Below are 16,043 nucleotides of genomic sequence, written 5' to 3'. Positions count from 1 at the left end.
ACCTAGGTTTCATTAGGAAATATGTCAGACGCTTCCGAAAGTGCGCCTGCATCTGCCAATTTGTGGGGGCGGACTTGCTGTAGGAGCGGGCTTGCCCCGCGATAGCGATCTGTCAGTCACACCGAATCGCGGGGCAAGCCCGCTCCCACAGCAAGCCCGCTCCTACCGTAGGTGTGCTGTTCATCTGGGCAGGTTGCCAACAGGTAGGGTCTGTATGTATAACCAGTGCCATCGATGCCTGTCAGTAGCCTGCCGTGATTGCCCACTCTGTCGACGACCCGTTTTATTACCTGCGCAACTTTGAGCAAGTGCTGCAGTGGATTGCCTTGCGCTATGCCGATTTGCTCGATGACGGCGAGCAGGCGTTCATCCAGCAGTTTCTTGAGCAGCCGCAGGCGTCGCGGGCGTTGTTGGTGCGGATGGTGATGCGTAAGGGGGAGTTGTTTCGCCCCAGTAAGCTCACTTACGCTGAAATCGGCCCGCCGCTGCCGGCGTTGCAACCGTTGCTTGAACGGGGCTGGGTCCGTGACGACAGCCCCTTAAGCCTTGAACAGCTGTTTCAGGTGTTGCGCAAGGACGAAATCGCCAGCGGTTTTGCGCCGCACCTGGCCCGCCCGCGGGCGGCCAAGGCTGAGCTGTTCGAGCAACTTCAGGCCCTCGATCAGGCGCCGCAGCCCTGGCGCGCCTGGCTACCGGATTTTGCCGAGCCGATCATCACCTTGCAGCTGCAAGCCTTGTGCGACCGGTTTCGCTTGTTGTTTTTTGGCAACCTGTATCAGGACTGGTCGGAGTTTATCCTGGCGGATCTGGGCGTGCTGCGTTACGAGCACGTCGCGTTCAGCGAGCAGTCGCGGGCGTTGCGTCAGCGCAGTGACGTTGATCTGGCGCTGACACTGCATCACTGCGCCGAATGGCTGGAGCAGGGCGCGCCAGTGTTGCAGGTGCTGGCTGAAGTCGAGGCACTGGCCAGTGACAACCCGTGGCTGCTGCGGCGTCGTTCGCGCTTGCTGTATCAGCTTGGCCAGCACTGCGAGCGCCTTGGCGAATGGGATTTGGCCTTGCAGGTGTACCTGGGCAGCGATCACCCGCAAGCGAGGATTCGGCGTATCCGCGTGCTGGAGCGCAGTGAGCAGTGGCAGCAGGCTCACGCCCTGGCCCTGGAGGTTGCGCAGCGCTCGCCCGGCCCGCTTGAGGTGCAGGCGCTGGCGCGCATACTGCCGCGCCTGCAACGCAAGCTGGGCGGGCCGCCCCAACCACGGCGGAGTAAAACGCTGACCGGCCTGATTGACTTGGAACTACCGCTCGAACACGCGGTGTTGGGGGTGGAGCAGGCGGTACAACGGCACCTAGAGCAGGAAGGCGGGCAGGTGCATTACGTCGAGAACACGCTGTTCAACAGCCTGTTCGGCCTGTTGTGCTGGGAGGCGATCTTTGCGCCGGTCCCGGGTGCGTTCTTCCACCCGTTCCAGAGCGCGCCCCAGGATTTGCACGACCCTGAATTTCAGGCACGCCGCAGTGCGCTGTTCGATGACTGCCTGGCACAGCTGGACGATGGCCGTTACCAGCAGACCATTCGCCGTCACTTCGTCAGCAAGCAGGGCCTGCAGTCGCCGTTTGTCTATTGGCAGGTGCTCACGGAGCCGCTGCTCGAACAGGCGCTGACCTGCCTGCCGGCCGATCATCTGAAGCAGTGTTTCCAGCGCTTGCTTGAAGACATCCAGACCAACCGTGCCGGCATGCCTGACCTGATTCAGTTCTGGCCCGAACAGCGGCGCTACCGGATGATCGAGGTCAAAGGGCCGGGGGATCGCCTGCAAGACAACCAATTGCGCTGGATCGAGTTCTGCGCGGCGCACAGCTTGCCAGTGGAAGTGTGTCATGTGCGCTGGATGACGCCTGCAGCATGAGCTATCGCGTTGCGGTACGGGCCTTGTGTGAGTTCAGCGCCAAAGTGGGCGACCTGGACTTGCGCTTTACCCCGTCGCCCACCGCTCAGGAGGGCATCAGCGGCCATCAGCGTGTGGTGGCCCGGCGTGGGGCGGACTATGAAGCGGAAATCAGCCTTGAGGGGCAGTTCGGTGCCTTGCAGGTGCGTGGCCGGGCCGATGGCTACGACCCGCAGCTCAACCGTCTGGAAGAAATCAAAACCTACCGGGGCGACCTGGCGCGCCAGCCGGATAATCACCGGCAGTTGCACTGGGCTCAGGCGAAAGTCTATGGCTGGTTGTTGTGCCAGCAGCGTCAGCTCTCGGAGATCAACCTGGCGCTGGTGTACCTGGATGTCGACAGCGATACCCAGACGCTGATTGAACAGCACTGCAGCGCGGCCGCACTCGAACAGTTCTTCAACGACCAGTGCCGTGTGTTTCTGCACTGGGCCGAACAACAACTGCAGCGTATCGCCTCGCGCGACAGCGGGTTGCAGACGTTGGGCTTTCCCTATGGGCAGATGCGCCGTGGCCAGCGCGACCTGGCCGAAACCGTATACAAGGCGGTCAGCACCGGGCGTTGCCTGATGGCCCAGGCCACCACCGGTATCGGCAAGACCCTCGGTACTCTGTTTCCGCTGCTCAAGGCCATGGTGCCGCAGCGTCTGGACAAGGTGTTTTTCCTCACCGCCAAGACCCCGGGCCGTGCGCTGGCCCTGGAAGCGTTGCACCAGGTACAGCGCAACGCCCCCGACCTTGCATTGCGCAGCCTGGAACTGGTGGCTCGCGACAAGGCCTGCGAATACCCCGGGTCAGCGTGTCATGGTGAGGCCTGCCCATTGGCCAAAGGTTTTTACGACCGTTTGCCAGCGGCTCGCCAGGCCGCTCAGGCGCTGACTGTGCTCGACAAGGCAGCCTTGCGCGAGGTGGCACTGGCGCATCAGGTCTGCCCGTATTACCTGGGGCAGGAGATGGCGCGTTGGGTCGATGTGCTGGTGGCCGACTACAACTATTACTTCGATCAAAGCGCCTTGCTGCATGGCCTTACACAGGTTAACCAATGGCGTGTGGCGGTGCTGGTGGACGAGGCCCATAACCTGGTCGAACGCGCGCGGCAGATGTACAGCGCCAGCCTCGATCAATGGCAGTTACAGGCGTTGCGACGTAGCAAACCCGAGGGGATGGGCAGCGCGCTGGATCGTCTCAACCGCCAATGGAATGCCCTGCACAAGGCGCAGCTGGCGCCTTATCGGGTGGCCGACACCTTGCCTGAGGCGTTTCTCAAGGCGCTGCAGCAGTGTGTCGGCCTGATTCAGGAGCAGATGAACCAGCAACCCAGCGGGCTCGACCCGGCCTTGATGCAGTTTTTCTTCGATGCCCTGCAGTTCATCCGTGTCAGCGAGCTGTTCGATGGCCATTTTCTCTTCGATATCAGCAAGCGGGTAGGGCCGGGCAAGCGCAGCCTGTCGACACTGTGCCTGCGCAACGTGGTACCGGCTGCGCAGATCGGCCCGCGTATGGCGGGAGCGGTGAGCGTCACGTTGTTTTCTGCAACCCTGAGCCCCCGGCGCTATTACGCTGACTTGCTGGGGATGCCGGCGGATACCGCCTGGCTTGAGGTGGCGTCCCCCTTTGCCGCTGAGCAGTTGCGGGTCGAGGTGATCAGCGACGTTTCAACCCGCTTTCAGTACCGCGCCGCTTCGGTGGCGCCAATCACCGAGCTGATTGCCCGGCAATACCGCGCCGAACCCGGCAACTACCTGGCCTTCTTCAGCAGCTTCGAGTACCTGCAACAGGTGGCGGTGTCACTGGCCAGCGCGTACCCGCAAATTCCCCAATGGAGCCAAACGCCCGGCATGGACGAGGCGCAGCGCCAGGCCTTTCTTGAGCGATTTCAGCCCGCTGGTTGCGGGGTTGGTTTTGCAGTGCTCGGCGGTGCCTTCGCCGAAGGCGTCGATCTGCCGGGCACGCGTCTGATCGGGGCCTTTGTGGCGACGCTGGGGCTGCCTCAGGTCAACCCGGTGAACGAGCAGATCAAGCAGCGCATGAATCAGCTGTTCGGCGCCGGCTTTGACTACACCTACCTGTACCCTGGGGTGCAGAAAGTCATTCAGGCCGCTGGCCGGGTGATTCGCGGCGCGCAAGACAAAGGCATGGTCATGCTGATCGATGACCGTTTTGCCGAACCCAGGGTGCAAGGGATGTTTCCGGCCTGGTGGGCCGGGCAGCAGAAATAATCGTGGTGCAGGGGAGTATTGCCGTCGCGTGCTTGTCAAAGTGCCAGTAAACTCTGTTGTTTCATTACCCTGAACATCCTTTCTTGAGGTTTTGCATGAAGCTCAGTCCTTTGGCAGGCAAACCGGCTCCAGCCTCCGTGCTGGTGGATATCCCGCGCCTGTTGACCGCCTACTACACCGGCCAACCCGATGCCAGCGTTGCCAGCCAGCGCGTTGCCTTCGGCACCTCCGGGCACCGGGGCAGCTCGCTGGACCTGAGTTTCAACGAGCATCATGTGTTGGCCATCAGCCAGGCTATTTGCCTGTACCGTCAGGCCAAGGGTATCGACGGCCCGTTGTTCATCGGTGCCGACACCCATGCGCTGTCGACACCGGCTGCCGCCAGCGCGTTGCAGGTGCTGGCCGCCAACGGCGTTGAAGTGATGCTGTCCAAAGACGACGAGTACACGCCTACCCCGGCAGTGTCCCACGCGATCATCTGCTATAACCGTGGGCGCAGCAGCGGCCTGGCGGATGGCATTGTCATTACCCCGTCGCACAACCCGCCGCAAAGCGGTGGCTTCAAGTACAACCCGCCCAATGGCGGCCCGGCCGACAGTGACGTGACCAAATGGATCGAGGCCAAGGCCAACGAACTGCTGGCCGGCGGCTTGAAAGACATCAAGCGCATGGACCACGAGCAGGCGCTACACGCCAGCACTACCCATCGCCATGACTACGTCAGCAGCTACGTCGCCGACCTGGAAAACGTCATCGATTTCGAGGTCATCCGTAGCGCCAACCTGCGCCTGGGCGTCGACCCCTTGGGTGGCGCTGGTGTTCGCTACTGGTCGGCGATTGCCGAGCACTACAAGCTGAACCTGGAAGTGGTCAACACCGAGGTCGACCCGACCTTCCGCTTTATGAGCGTCGATTGGGACGGCCAGATCCGCATGGACCCTTCTTCGCCTTACGCCATGCAGGGCCTGATCGGCCTGCGTGAGCGCTTCGACGTGGCCTTTGCTTGCGACCCGGACCACGACCGCCATGGCATCGTTACCCCGAATGGCCTGCTGGCACCGAACAATTACCTGGCCGTGGCCATCGACTACCTGTTCCAGCACCGCCCACAGTGGCGTGCAGAAGCTGCGGTCGGCAAGACCGTGGTCAGCAGTGGCCTGATCGACCGCGTCACCGCGCGCCTGGGGCGGCGTTTGTACGAAGTGCCGGTGGGCTTCAAGTTCTTCGCTGATGGCCTGTTCGATGGCAGCCTGGGCTTTGGTGGTGAGGAAAGTGCCGGTGCCTCGTTCCTGCGCAAGGACGGCAGCGTCTGGACCACCGACAAAGACGGCCTGATCCCGGCGCTGCTGGCGGCGGAAATCACCGCTCGTACCGGTCGTGACCCGAGCCAGGCCTATGCTGAACTGACCGCAGCCTTGGGCGAGCCGTTTGCCACCCGTGTCGAGGCCAAAGCCAATGCACAGCAGAAAGCGCTGCTGAGCAAGTTGGCGCCGGAACAGGTCAAATCGACCGAGTTGGCCGGTGAGCCGATTGAGCAGATCCTCAGCCATGCACCGGGCAATAACCAGGCCATTGGCGGTTTGAAAGTGATGACCGCCAACGGCTGGTTTGCGGCGCGGCCGTCGGGTACTGAGGACATCTATAAGATTTACGCGGAAAGCTTTGTTGACGAAGCGCACCTGCAGCGCCTAGTGGCTGAAGCGCAGGCGTTGGTGGATGCTGCGATTGCGTGATGGTTTGATATGAATCGCGGGGCAAGCCCGCTCCCACAGGTCATCTGTAGGAGCGGGCTTGCCCCGCGATGAGGCCCTTGATCAGGCCACATCAACCAAGACGATCTCGCTGTCCTGCAAGGCCGTCACCGTGAGCACTTGCTCATCCTCAATCGCCACCCCGTCACGGGCTTCGGCGCGGATACCGTTAACCTCGATCAGGCCTTTGGCCGGCACCAGATAACCGCGACGGCCAGCTTCAAAACGGTACTCGGCACTTTCGCCGGCCTGCAAAGTGGCTGCCACCAAGCGGGCATCGGCACGAATGCGCAGGCTGCCCTCATCGCCTTCACGGCCGCTGGCCAGGGTCACGAAGCCTTCACCGCGCTCGCCTTTAGGGAAGGGCCGGGTGCCCCACGACGGTGCCTGTCCGACCTGCTCAGGGATGATCCAGATCTGAAAGATCCGTGTATCAACCTTCTCCAGGTTGTATTCGCTGTGGGTAATACCCGTGCCTGCACTCATGACCTGTACGTCACCGGCCTCGGTACGGCCTTTGTTGCCCAGGCTGTCTTGGTGGGTAATGGCACCTTCACGGACATAGGTAATGATTTCCATGTCACGGTGCGGGTGCGGCGGGAATCCACTCCCGGCAGCGATCAGGTCGTCGTTCCAGACCCGCAGGGTGCCCCAGTGCATCCGTTGCGGGTCGTAGTACTCGGCAAAGGAAAAGTGATGGTGAGCGTCGAGCCAGCCATGGTTGGCATGGCCAAGGCTCTTGAACGGGCGCAGTTGCAGCATGATGGGCTCTCCTGGTAAGTCAGTTGATGGAGTGATGATGGCTGAATCCAATATCGAAAATAAGCGTAAATTTCGGCTAATTCTGATCGATTAATTCGATTTAATGAGCTGCGGTGGTTTATGCGCTTCATCGTCTAATTGACTGATATGCAAGCATTCAGCTGGTGATTTTTCTTCGATGGAGCGAACATGGGCGCAGGTTTTTTTGATTTGGAGCAGGTGTGTCTGAACAGCGTCCCAAGCTACCCCCGGAGTTGACTCCCCCCGCGCAACTGCCCTGGATCAGACGCCTGGCAGCACGGCTGCTGGGCCGTGGTTTGAGTCGGCTGCAGGCACAGCATCGTGACTCCTGGTTTCAAGGACACGCCAGTGGCCAACGCACCGGTCACGCCGATGGGCTGCGCGAAGGCTACGAAGAAGGGCGGGTAGACGGCTATGAAGCCGGGCGCCAGGTGTTGGTGATCCGCGACACGCGTCCGGAGGGCCACGGCGTGCCGGGGCGCGATGACCAGCTGTTCGACGACTGGCGCCTGCCACTGACCGCCGAGCTGAAAAAGCGCTTCAAGGCCGACGTCGCCTTGCGCCTGCCCGCACACGCGCAACCGAGCGCGGCGCAGTGGAAGATGATCTTCAGTGACACGCCGTCGACCTGTGTGATTGCCGGGGCCGGGGCAGGGAAGTCAACCTCGCTGGTGCTGCGGATCCTGCTGTTGCGTCACTACCTGGGCTACGAGCTGGACGCCATGACCGTGGTGACCTTCACCCGGGAGTCGCGCAAAGACTTCATCGCGCGTTTGGGGCAAGTGTTTGGGCTCTGGCAACTGGAGCTGACCCCGGTTCAGGCCCGCGAACTGGTGCGCACCTTCCACTCACGCATTCTGCCGCTGGTGCGCAGCCTGCCGGGCTTCAGCCAGGTGCGCGCGTTCGAGACCCTGGGCAGCGACATGCCCACTGGCAGTGAAGCCAACGCAGAGAGCAATCCGTTCGACTTGCGGATCAACGACGCTCAGCGTCAGCAACTGAACTTGTGTTACCGCGACCTGCTTAACAGCAGCCCACGGTTTGCCGAGTTGATAGCTGGCCTGCGCCGTGAGGCGTTGCAACTCAAGGCTCTGGATCGCGATCACCCGGACGTGCAAAAGCGTGTTGCCGTGACCCAGTTGTCAGCCAGCCGTGACGAAGAGTTGTGCGACACCCTGGAAGACCTCTGGTTTGCCGCAGGTGCCTGGCCGATCAAAGGCATTGAGCCCTGCCGTGAGACGGTTGAGATCAACGGCAGTCGCTTCCATGTTCATGGCCATATCGCCGAGCTTGATGCCTGGGTGGTACTGGGTTTCGACCCGGGTGAAAACCAGCAGTACAAGCGCCCGGGTGCCAAGTTGCCGGTCTGGGCGGAGTGGGTGATAAAGCGCACCCTGTTTCAAGCTTTCTGCGATAAGCCTGTGATTTGGCTGGAAAATTATGCAGCCGCAAAACGCCTGACATCTTCGCTGGCGGGCGATGCCGTCGCAGGGCCAGGGTTTGATTACAAGGTCAAAGGCGAGCTGGCGGCGGTGCCGTTGCTGGACGCTTTTGTCGGTGCTGCAGGTTTTATCGAGAACCTCGGGCTTGAGGTTAACCCGGCGGTCGCGGCCATGAGCTTTCCGGCAGGCGACAGCGACGCGGCGTTCTTCGAAGCCCTGGCCCTTTACTGGAAGGCGCTGGAAGCGCACCTGCTCGGCCAGTCGCCGCCGATCATGAGCTACAATCGAATGTTTGCCTTGTTCGGCGAGAACAACCCGGAGAACCTGCGCCTGCTGCCTGACCCACTGCTGCGGCCGCTGGCGCACTTGATGATCGACGAGTTCCAGGACGTCTCGCCGCAGATCGTCTCGTGGCTGCGAGCCTGCCTGCGGGAAATCCGCCGCCGCGGCCCGGCGATGAACGTCGGGCGTGTCGCTCAGCATTCGTCGTTGCTGTGCGTGGGCGATGACTGGCAGTCAATTTATGGCTGGCGTGGCAGTTCGCCAAAGTTTTTCATGGAGTTCACCAAGGAGTTCCCGGCGCCCAGCAACACCCGGGTGATGCTGGCGGACAACTACCGCAGCCATCAGTACATCATCGATGCGGCGGAGCACATCGTGAAGTCGGCGCCAGCGATCACCGGCAAGAAAGCCAAGGCCTGTGGCCCGGCAGCAGCCGAGCCGTTGCCGGTCAAAGTGCTGGAGCGTGACGAAGCCGCCTTGGCGCAAACGCTGATGGAGCATTACCGCCGCGGTGAAACCGTGATGATGTTGTTTCGAAAAAGCAGCGATAAGTTATTGATATCAGAGCATATTAAGCCTTTGGTTAATCACGAGGCCGGGCTGCCAGCCAACCAGCGACGGTTCCGGCAGTTGACCTACCACAGTGCCAAGGGGCTGCAGGCCGATGCAGTGTTCATGCTCGGTGATTGTCAGCACCTGACCAGTTCACCCTATAAAAACCAGGTGTATCGCCAGGCAGGGTTAGGCCGGGCGGGAGATCCACTGGCGTTCGACAATGCGCAGAAGGACGAAGTCTTGCGTCTTGCGTATGTGGCGATTACCCGGGCGGCCAAGCATTGCTATTGGTATGTGGAGAAACCCACTGGGGAGGCGGCCAACCTGCCGCGGGCGTCGAGTCAGGTCGATGGCCGCAAGGCGTTCTTCGAAGACGGCCGCGAGTAGAAGCGGGCTTATGTGGGAGCGGGCTTGCCCCGCGATTACGATCTGTCAGTCACATCGTATCGCGGGGCAAGCCCGCTCCCACAGTGGATTCTGCGTTACAGCGCGTCGCGGCTGCTCAGGCCATCAACGAGGCGGGCGATGCCCAGCGGGTTGGCGTTCTGCAGGGCTTCAGGCAGCAGCGCATCCGGGCAGTTCTGATAGCACACCGGGCGCAGGAAGCGCTCGATGGCCAGGCTGCCGACCGAGGTGCCACGGGCATCCGAGGTGGCCGGGTAAGGCCCGCCATGCACCATCGCATCACAGACTTCAACGCCCGTTGGGTAGCCGTTGAACAACACACGGCCGACTTTTTGCTCCAGCAGCGGTAGCAGCTCGGCGTGGGTCTGCAGGTCTGCCGGTTCGCCTATCAAGGTGGCGGTGAGTTGACCGTGCAGGCCGTTGAGGGCCTGTTGCAATTCGCCTACATCGGCCACTTCGACCAGCACCGTGGCCGGACCAAAGACTTCTTCCTGCAACAGCGGATCGCCGTCGATCAATAGGCTGACATCAGCCTTGAACAGCTGTGGCTGCGCCTTATGCTCCTGCAATGGCTGGCCGCTGAGATGGCGGATGCGTGGGTGGGCGAGCAACGCGCTGACACCCTTGCGGTAGCTGGCGAGGGTGCCGAGATTGAGCATGGTCTGAGCCGGTTGCTCGGCCAGTTGCGCCGCCAGCTGTTCGGTGAAGGCGCTGAAGGCCGTTGAGCGTACACCGATGACTAATCCGGGGTTGGTACAGAACTGCCCGCAGCCGAGCACCACTGAGGCAGCCAGTTCACGGGCGATCTGTTCGCCGCGCAGGGCCAATGCCTCTGGCAGCACCAAGACCGGGTTGATGCTGCTCATCTCGGCAAATACCGGGATCGGCTGGGGGCGGGCAGCCGCCATGTCGCACAACGCCCGCCCACCTTTGAGCGAGCCGGTAAAACCGACGGCCTGGATGGCTGGGTGTTTGACCAAGGCCTCGCCGACCCCGGCCCCGTAGATCATGTTGAACACCCCCTTAGGCATGCCGGTTTGTTCGGCGGCGCGGATGATCGCATCAGCCACCCGTTCAGCGGTGGCCATGTGGCCGCTGTGTGCCTTGAACACCACCGGGCAGCCGGCGGCCAGTGCTGCAGCGGTATCGCCACCGGCGGTGGAGAAGGCCAGCGGGAAGTTGCTGGCACCGAACACCGCTACTGGTCCTACGCCGAGGCGGTACTGACGAATGTCTGCGCGTGGTAGCGGTTGCCGGTCGGGCTGGGCGCGGTCGATCCGCGCGCCGAGAAAATCACCCCGGCGCAGCACCTGAGCGAACAGACGCATCTGCCCGCTGGTACGTCCACGCTCACCCAAAATGCGTGCATTGGGCAGCGCGGTTTCGCGGGTTACCTGTTCAATAAAATCGGTGTCCAGGGCCTCCAGTTGCGTGGCGATGGCGTCGAGAAACGCCGCGCGCCGCAGCGGTGACAGGCTGCGAAACGCTGGATATGCCTGGGCAGCGGCCTGCGCCGCAGCGTCAACTTCGGCAGGGGTTGCCTGATGGAAACGGTAGGGCAACGCCTCACCTGTGGTCGCGTCATGGCTCTGCAGGGTGACAGTGCCAGCGGCACTGCGCGCGCCGCCGATGTAGTTGTGGCCGAGGATGTCCGGCATGGAAAGCTCCAGGTCAAGAGTGAGGTCAGGCCAGCGAACGGCCCGGGCGGGCAGCGGCGGGCTGGTTGTCGGCGATGCGGGCGGCCGCTTCGGCGTCGACTGTGTGCAGCGACTTGCCGCGGGTCTCGCGGGTCAGGCCGACGGCAACGATCGAGATCAGCGCAGCGCCCACCAGGTACCAGGCGATGGGGGTCGAGCTGTGGTATTTGTTGAGCAAGGTGATGGCGATCAGCGGGGCCAGGGAGCCGGCGAAAATCGGCGCGACCTGATAGCACAGCGATAAAGCGGTGTAGCGCACGTGAGTCGGGAACAACTCGGCCATCAGGGCGGAGTAGGGCGCATAGGTCATCGACTCGATGGCCAGGCCCAGGGTGATCGCCGCCATGATCAGCCAGTTGTTGCCGGTGTCCATCATCGGGAAGCCGACGAAGCCCCAGAATGCGGTGAGCACGGCACCCGTGAGATAGACCGGTTTGCGCCCGACAATGTCGGAGAGGTAGCCCATCACCGGGATCAGGAAGAAGTGCAGCAGGTGCGCGCCAAACATCAGCAACAGGATCAGCGAGGTGTCCTTTTGCACCACCAGCTTGAGGTAGGTGATCGAGAAGGTCACCACGGTGTAGTAGAGGATGTTTTCGGCAAAACGCGCGCCAATCCCCACCAGCACGGCACGCCAGTGATGGCGCAAAACTTCGACCACGCCCAGTTGCTGCTCGGCTTTTTTCGCCTGGCGCGCCTGGGCCTCTTTGAAAATCGGCGCATCATCGACGCTGGTGCGAATCCAGTAGCCAATCAGCACCACCACAGCCGAGAACCAGAACGCGATACGCCAGCCCCAGGCGAGGAACTGCTCTTCCGAGAGGGTGCTCGACAACAGCAACAGCGCCAGGGTGGCGATCAGGTTACCTGCCGGCACCCCGGCTTGTGGCCAGCTGGCCCAGAAGCCACGGCGGTTGTCGGGGCAATGTTCAGACACCAACAGAATCGCGCCGCCCCATTCGCCACCAAAGGCGAAGCCCTGTATCAGGCGCAGCAGCACCAGTAGGATCGGTGCGGCGTAGCCGATGCTGTCGAAACCGGGCAGGCAACCCATCAGGAAGGTGGTGATACCGACCACCACCAAACTCAGTTGCAGCAAGCGTTTGCGGCCGAACTTGTCACCGTAATGGCCAAACACCAAACCGCCCAATGGCCGGGCGAGAAAGCCCACGGCGTACAGGGCGAAGGCGGCGATGATGCCGTCGATGGGGCTGTCGGTCTGGCGGAAGAACAACTGGCCGAAGACCAGTGCCGAAGCAGTACCGTAGAGGAAGAATTCATACCATTCGGCGACGGTGCCGGCCATGGCGGCGGCCACGACACGTTTCAATCCCGAAGGGGTGGTTGCGCTGGAAGGGTGACTGGACATGCTGGCGTTTCCTGTATGGGCGCAAAACAGGCGGGCCGGCCTCCTTGGAGGAGTGCCGGCCCGGTCATCACATCAGAGGCCGACGTCCGGCAGGTGCGGGCGGTTGGCCAGGGCCTTGGCCATGATCTGCTCGACGTAGACCCGATCCGCTTCCGGCAGGGCCAGGCGCGGTGGGCGGGTCAGGGCGCTGCCGCGACCGGCAATGGCTTCACAGAGCTTGATGCACTGCACCAGGTCTGCGCGGGCATCGAGGTGCAGGATCGGCATCAGCCATTCGTAGATCGGCATGGCTTCGGCAAAGCGCCCGGCCTTGGCCAGGCGGAAGATCGTTTCGCCTTCTTTGGGGAACACGTTAGACATGCCCGAGACCCAACCCTGCGCACCGACGGCAATGCTCTCCAGGACGACGTCATCGAGGCCGGCGAACAGCACGAAACGGTCGCCCACTTCGTTGCGCACGTCGATGAAGCGGCGGGTATCGCCGGAGGAATCTTTGAAGCACACCACGTTGTCGCAGTCGGCGAGGGAAATCAGGATGTCCGGGGTAACGTCGTTCTTATAGATCGGTGGGTTGTTGTAGACCATCAGCGGCACGTCGGTGTGTTTGGCCACGTAGCGGTAGTGCTCGGCGGTTTCGAATGGCTTGGAGCCGTACACCAGGGCTGGCATCAGCATCACCCCATCAACGCCCACCTGGCGCACCGAGTTGGCCACTTTCGCCGCTTGCACGCTGGTGAACTCGGCCACGCCGCAGATCACCGGCACCCGGCCGCGGGAGGCATCGACGGCGACCTCGGTCACGGCGATTTTCTCTTCGGCGGTCAGCGAGGTGTTCTCGCCCACCGAACCGCAAACCACCAGCCCCGAGACGCCATCGCGGATGACGTTGGAAATCACCTCGTGGGTCTTTTCCAGGTTGATCGAGAAGTCGTCGTTGAATTGGGTGGTGACCGCAGGGAAGACGCCGCTCCAGTTGATGTACTTGCTCATGGTGTTCTCCGGTTGTTTATTGTATTTCGTATACGATATTTGAAGTGTGAGAAATCGACCAGTAGTTTTTTTGCTGCTTGTCGTTTGGTGTTTAAGGCTGGTTTTAAATCAAGGGGTTAGCGTTCAGGCACCGGGCCAGGTGTCCGACAGCCGGTAGCCTTGTGGCCAGGGATCGCTCGGATCGAGCATTAACTGATGGGTACCGGTGATCCAGGCGCGCCCGGAAATGCACGGGTAAATGGCCGGACGCCCGGCGATTTCGATCTGTGATTCGATGCGGCAGTGGAACTCCGAGCCGATAATCGAACGGCCGATGAAACGGTCGCCGACGTTCAGCAAGCCTTTGGCCTGCATCACCGCCATGCGCGCCGAGCAACCGGTACCGCAGGGGGAACGGTCGATTTTGCCGGGACGGATAACCACGGCGTTGGCGCCGGTGGCGATACCGTTCTGGTACTCAATGGGCGCGGCGATCTGGCAAAAGGAGATGTGCGACCAGTCCGGGTTCAGCGGGTGGCGAAAGCCCAATTGCTCGTTGGCCGCCTGAGTGATCTTCAAGCCGGTCTCGACGATTTCCCTGGCTTCATCAGGGCGGATGGCAAAACCCAGTGCGTGGGCATCGGCGATGACGAAACTGTCGCCACCGTAGGCGGTGTCGACCTTGAGTGAGCCGAGGCCTTCAACCTCGATCCAGGCATCGAGGTGATCGGCGAACGACGGTACGTTCTTCACCTCGACCCGCTGCACTTTGCCGTCGCGGCACTCGGCGACGGCTTCGATCAGCCCGCCGGGTGCTTCGAGGACCAGGCGGGTTTGTGGCTCGGTCATGGGCAGGATGCCGCTGTCGAGTAACACGGTCGACACGCACAGTGAGTTGGAACCAGACATCGGTGGGGTGTCGGCAGGCTCCATGATGATCCAGGCCATTTGGGCACGCGGGTCTTTCGCTGGCACCAGCAGGTTGACGTGACGGAACACCCCGCCGCGCGGTTCATTGAGGACGAAGTTGCGCAGGGTGTCGTCGCGGGCGATCCAGCGCGACTGCTCCCAGACCGTGTCACCGGGGGGCGGGGCGACGCCACCGACGATGACGTCGCCGACTTCACCTTCGGCATGGCAATTGACGATGTGGATGATTTTCGATGAGCGCATTGGGGACTCCTTGTGTGCTTTATCGCGGGGCAAGCCCGCTCCCACCGGTGGTGTGGGAGCGGGCTTGCCCCGCGATGCTGTTATTTCACCGACTTCAGGAATGCCGCCGTCTCCGGCTGCAACGGGTTGCCAATGACCTGATCCGGCGCACCGATCTCATGCACCAGGCCATTACGGAAGAACGCCACGCGATCCGACACGTCCCGGGCAAAGCGGATTTCGTGGGTCACCAGCACCATGGTCATGCCGTCTTCGGCGAGCATGCGCATGGTGTCGAGCACTTCGCCAACCAACTGCGGGTCGAGCGCCGAAGTGGCTTCGTCGAACAACATGTAGTCCGGCGACATCGCCAGTGCCCGGGCAATGGCCATGCGTTGCTGCTGGCCGCCAGACAATTTACCGGGGAAGGTCTTGAGCTTGTCGCCCAGGCCTACGTGGGTCAGCTGCTTGACCGCCAGTTCCTCGGCCTGCTCCTTGCTCTTGCCCAGCACCTTGCGCGGCGCCAGCATCACGTTCTCCAGCACGGTAAGGTGCGGGAAGGCGTTCCATTGCTGGAACACGATGCCGATCTTCTGGCGCAGGCGGTTGAGGTCGGTGGCGCGGTTGTGCACTTCGACACCGTCGACCCGGATGCTGCCTTTCTGGATCGGCTCCAGGCCGTTGATGCACATCAGCAAGGTTGACTTGCCTGAGCCCGAGCCGCCGATGATCGACACCACTTCGCCTTTGTCGACCGTCAGGCTGACGCCCTTGACCACTTCGAGGTTGCCGAAGGATTTGTGTACGTTTTCGATCTCAATCATTTTCCTGCCACCTTCTTTCCAGACGGGCGCCCAAACGGGCCACCACCAGGCTCATGACGTAGTAAATGAGGCCCGCGATGCACAGCACCAGCAGGGGTTCCTGAATCCGTGTAACGATGGTCTGCGAGGCGCGCAGCAGTTCGACAATGCCGATCCACATCACCAGCGCGGTGTCTTTCATGACGCCGAGCACCAGGTTCAGCCAGCCAGGAAAGGCCACCCGGGTGGCCATCGGCAGGACGATCCAGCGCAGGTCCTGCAGGTAGCTCATGCCCAGCGAACGGCTGGCCCGGCGTACGCTCAGCGACACAGCCAGTACCCCGCCGCGGACGATCTCGGTGAAGTAGGCGGCGGTGTACACCCCCAGCACGATGCAGCCGACGCTGAAGGCGCTGAGGTTCAGGCCGACAATGCTTTTGAACGAGTTGAACAGCACGAACTGGATCAGCAACGGCACGCTGCGAAACACATCCAATACCCACGCCAGCGGCAAGCTGAGCCGTGGCCACAGGGCGCGGGCCAGGCCAAACAACAACCCGGCGAAGGTGCCCAGCATGATCGCCCAGAAGGTCAGCTGTACGGTGACCCAGGCGCCGTCGAGGAGGAACATGAAGTCGTTCCAGGTAAAACCGCTAGAAGGCATGCTGAG

The 16,043-nt window shown here is 62.1% G+C and carries 11 protein-coding genes; 4 read left to right on the top strand and 7 right to left on the bottom strand.

The genetic code is table 11. From position 1 onward, the window contains the following. The first annotated feature begins 254 nt into the window (after positions 1-254). From E1573_RS14070 to pgm, 3 genes are all read left to right on the top strand, one after another. Positions 255-1,907, top strand: coding sequence for a VRR-NUC domain-containing protein (locus E1573_RS14070; RefSeq protein ID WP_133214656.1), 1,653 nt, complete (start codon positions 255-257; stop codon positions 1,905-1,907). Beyond that, positions 1,904-4,165, top strand: a complete 2,262-nt coding sequence (locus E1573_RS14065; protein WP_133214654.1) for an ATP-dependent DNA helicase — start codon at positions 1,904-1,906, stop codon at positions 4,163-4,165. Before E1573_RS14070 ends, E1573_RS14065 begins: the two co-directional genes overlap by 4 nt. A gap of 95 nt (positions 4,166-4,260) precedes the next feature. Continuing rightward, positions 4,261-5,898 carry a phosphoglucomutase (alpha-D-glucose-1,6-bisphosphate-dependent) gene (pgm, locus tag E1573_RS14060; RefSeq protein WP_133214653.1) on the top strand — a complete coding sequence of 546 codons (1,638 nt, stop codon included), beginning with the start codon at positions 4,261-4,263 and terminating at the stop codon, positions 5,896-5,898. Between the two features lie 81 nt (positions 5,899-5,979). On the opposite strand, the gene E1573_RS14055 is transcribed toward pgm, so the two are convergent. Then, positions 5,980-6,678: a pirin family protein gene (locus E1573_RS14055; RefSeq protein ID WP_133214651.1), complete on the bottom strand. Its 699-nt coding sequence runs from the start codon at positions 6,676-6,678 to the stop codon at positions 5,980-5,982. Between the two features lie 221 nt (positions 6,679-6,899). Between E1573_RS14055 and E1573_RS14050 the strand changes: the two genes are divergently transcribed. Further along, positions 6,900-9,365 carry a UvrD-helicase domain-containing protein gene (locus E1573_RS14050; RefSeq protein WP_133214649.1) on the top strand — a complete coding sequence of 822 codons (2,466 nt, stop codon included), beginning with the start codon at positions 6,900-6,902 and terminating at the stop codon, positions 9,363-9,365. A 95-nt stretch (positions 9,366-9,460) separates the two neighbouring features. On the opposite strand, the gene E1573_RS14045 is transcribed toward E1573_RS14050, so the two are convergent. The 6 genes from E1573_RS14045 to E1573_RS14020 all read right to left on the bottom strand — a co-directional run bounded on the left by E1573_RS14045 (position 9,461) and on the right by E1573_RS14020 (position 16,037). Next, on the bottom strand, positions 9,461-11,041 hold the full coding sequence (locus tag E1573_RS14045) for an aldehyde dehydrogenase (NADP(+)) (RefSeq protein ID WP_133214647.1): 1,581 nt from the start codon (positions 11,039-11,041) through the stop codon (positions 9,461-9,463). 25 nt (positions 11,042-11,066) lie between these two features. Continuing rightward, positions 11,067-12,449: a fosfomycin efflux MFS transporter AbaF gene (gene abaF / locus E1573_RS14040; protein WP_133214645.1), complete on the bottom strand. Its 1,383-nt coding sequence runs from the start codon at positions 12,447-12,449 to the stop codon at positions 11,067-11,069. A 72-nt stretch (positions 12,450-12,521) separates the two neighbouring features. Further along, positions 12,522-13,439, bottom strand: a complete 918-nt coding sequence (locus tag E1573_RS14035) for a dihydrodipicolinate synthase family protein (protein ID WP_133214643.1) — start codon at positions 13,437-13,439, stop codon at positions 12,522-12,524. Positions 13,440-13,562: 123 nt separating this feature from the next. Next, the gene (locus tag E1573_RS14030) at positions 13,563-14,591 is read right to left on the bottom strand and encodes a proline racemase family protein (RefSeq protein WP_133214641.1); all 1,029 of its coding nucleotides are present in this window, start codon (positions 14,589-14,591) and stop codon (positions 13,563-13,565) included. Between the two features lie 80 nt (positions 14,592-14,671). Beyond that, a complete protein-coding gene (locus tag E1573_RS14025; protein WP_133214639.1) occupies positions 14,672-15,394 on the bottom strand; it encodes an amino acid ABC transporter ATP-binding protein in 723 nt (240 codons plus the stop codon). Further along, on the bottom strand, positions 15,387-16,037 hold the full coding sequence (locus tag E1573_RS14020; RefSeq protein ID WP_133214637.1) for an amino acid ABC transporter permease: 651 nt from the start codon (positions 16,035-16,037) through the stop codon (positions 15,387-15,389). Before E1573_RS14020 ends, E1573_RS14025 begins: the two co-directional genes overlap by 8 nt. Positions 16,038-16,043 lie beyond the last annotated feature (6 nt).

Origin of the sequence: Pseudomonas sp. H9 (assembly GCF_004353925.1) — a bacterium.
GTDB lineage: Bacteria > Pseudomonadota > Gammaproteobacteria > Pseudomonadales > Pseudomonadaceae > Aquipseudomonas.
The sequence above is the reverse complement of the archived record's forward strand: the minus strand, read 5'-3'. Positions and strand labels throughout refer to the sequence as shown.

Bases quoted from the DNA above. Each gene is read 5' to 3' on its own strand.
- E1573_RS14065 (WP_133214654.1), top strand. From the start codon at position 1,904: ATGAGCTATCGCGTTGCGGTACGGGCCTTGTGTGAGTTCAGCGCCAAA.
- pgm (WP_133214653.1), top strand. From the start codon at position 4,261: ATGAAGCTCAGTCCTTTGGCAGGCAAACCGGCTCCAGCCTCCGTGCTG.
- E1573_RS14055 (WP_133214651.1), bottom strand. From the start codon at position 6,678: ATGCTGCAACTGCGCCCGTTCAAGAGCCTTGGCCATGCCAACCATGGC.
- E1573_RS14045 (WP_133214647.1), bottom strand. From the start codon at position 11,041: ATGCCGGACATCCTCGGCCACAACTACATCGGCGGCGCGCGCAGTGCC.
- abaF (WP_133214645.1), bottom strand. From the start codon at position 12,449: ATGTCCAGTCACCCTTCCAGCGCAACCACCCCTTCGGGATTGAAACGT.
- E1573_RS14035 (WP_133214643.1), bottom strand. From the start codon at position 13,439: ATGAGCAAGTACATCAACTGGAGCGGCGTCTTCCCTGCGGTCACCACC.
- E1573_RS14030 (WP_133214641.1), bottom strand. From the start codon at position 14,591: ATGCGCTCATCGAAAATCATCCACATCGTCAATTGCCATGCCGAAGGT.
- E1573_RS14025 (WP_133214639.1), bottom strand. From the start codon at position 15,394: ATGATTGAGATCGAAAACGTACACAAATCCTTCGGCAACCTCGAAGTG.
- E1573_RS14020 (WP_133214637.1), bottom strand. From the start codon at position 16,037: ATGCCTTCTAGCGGTTTTACCTGGAACGACTTCATGTTCCTCCTCGAC.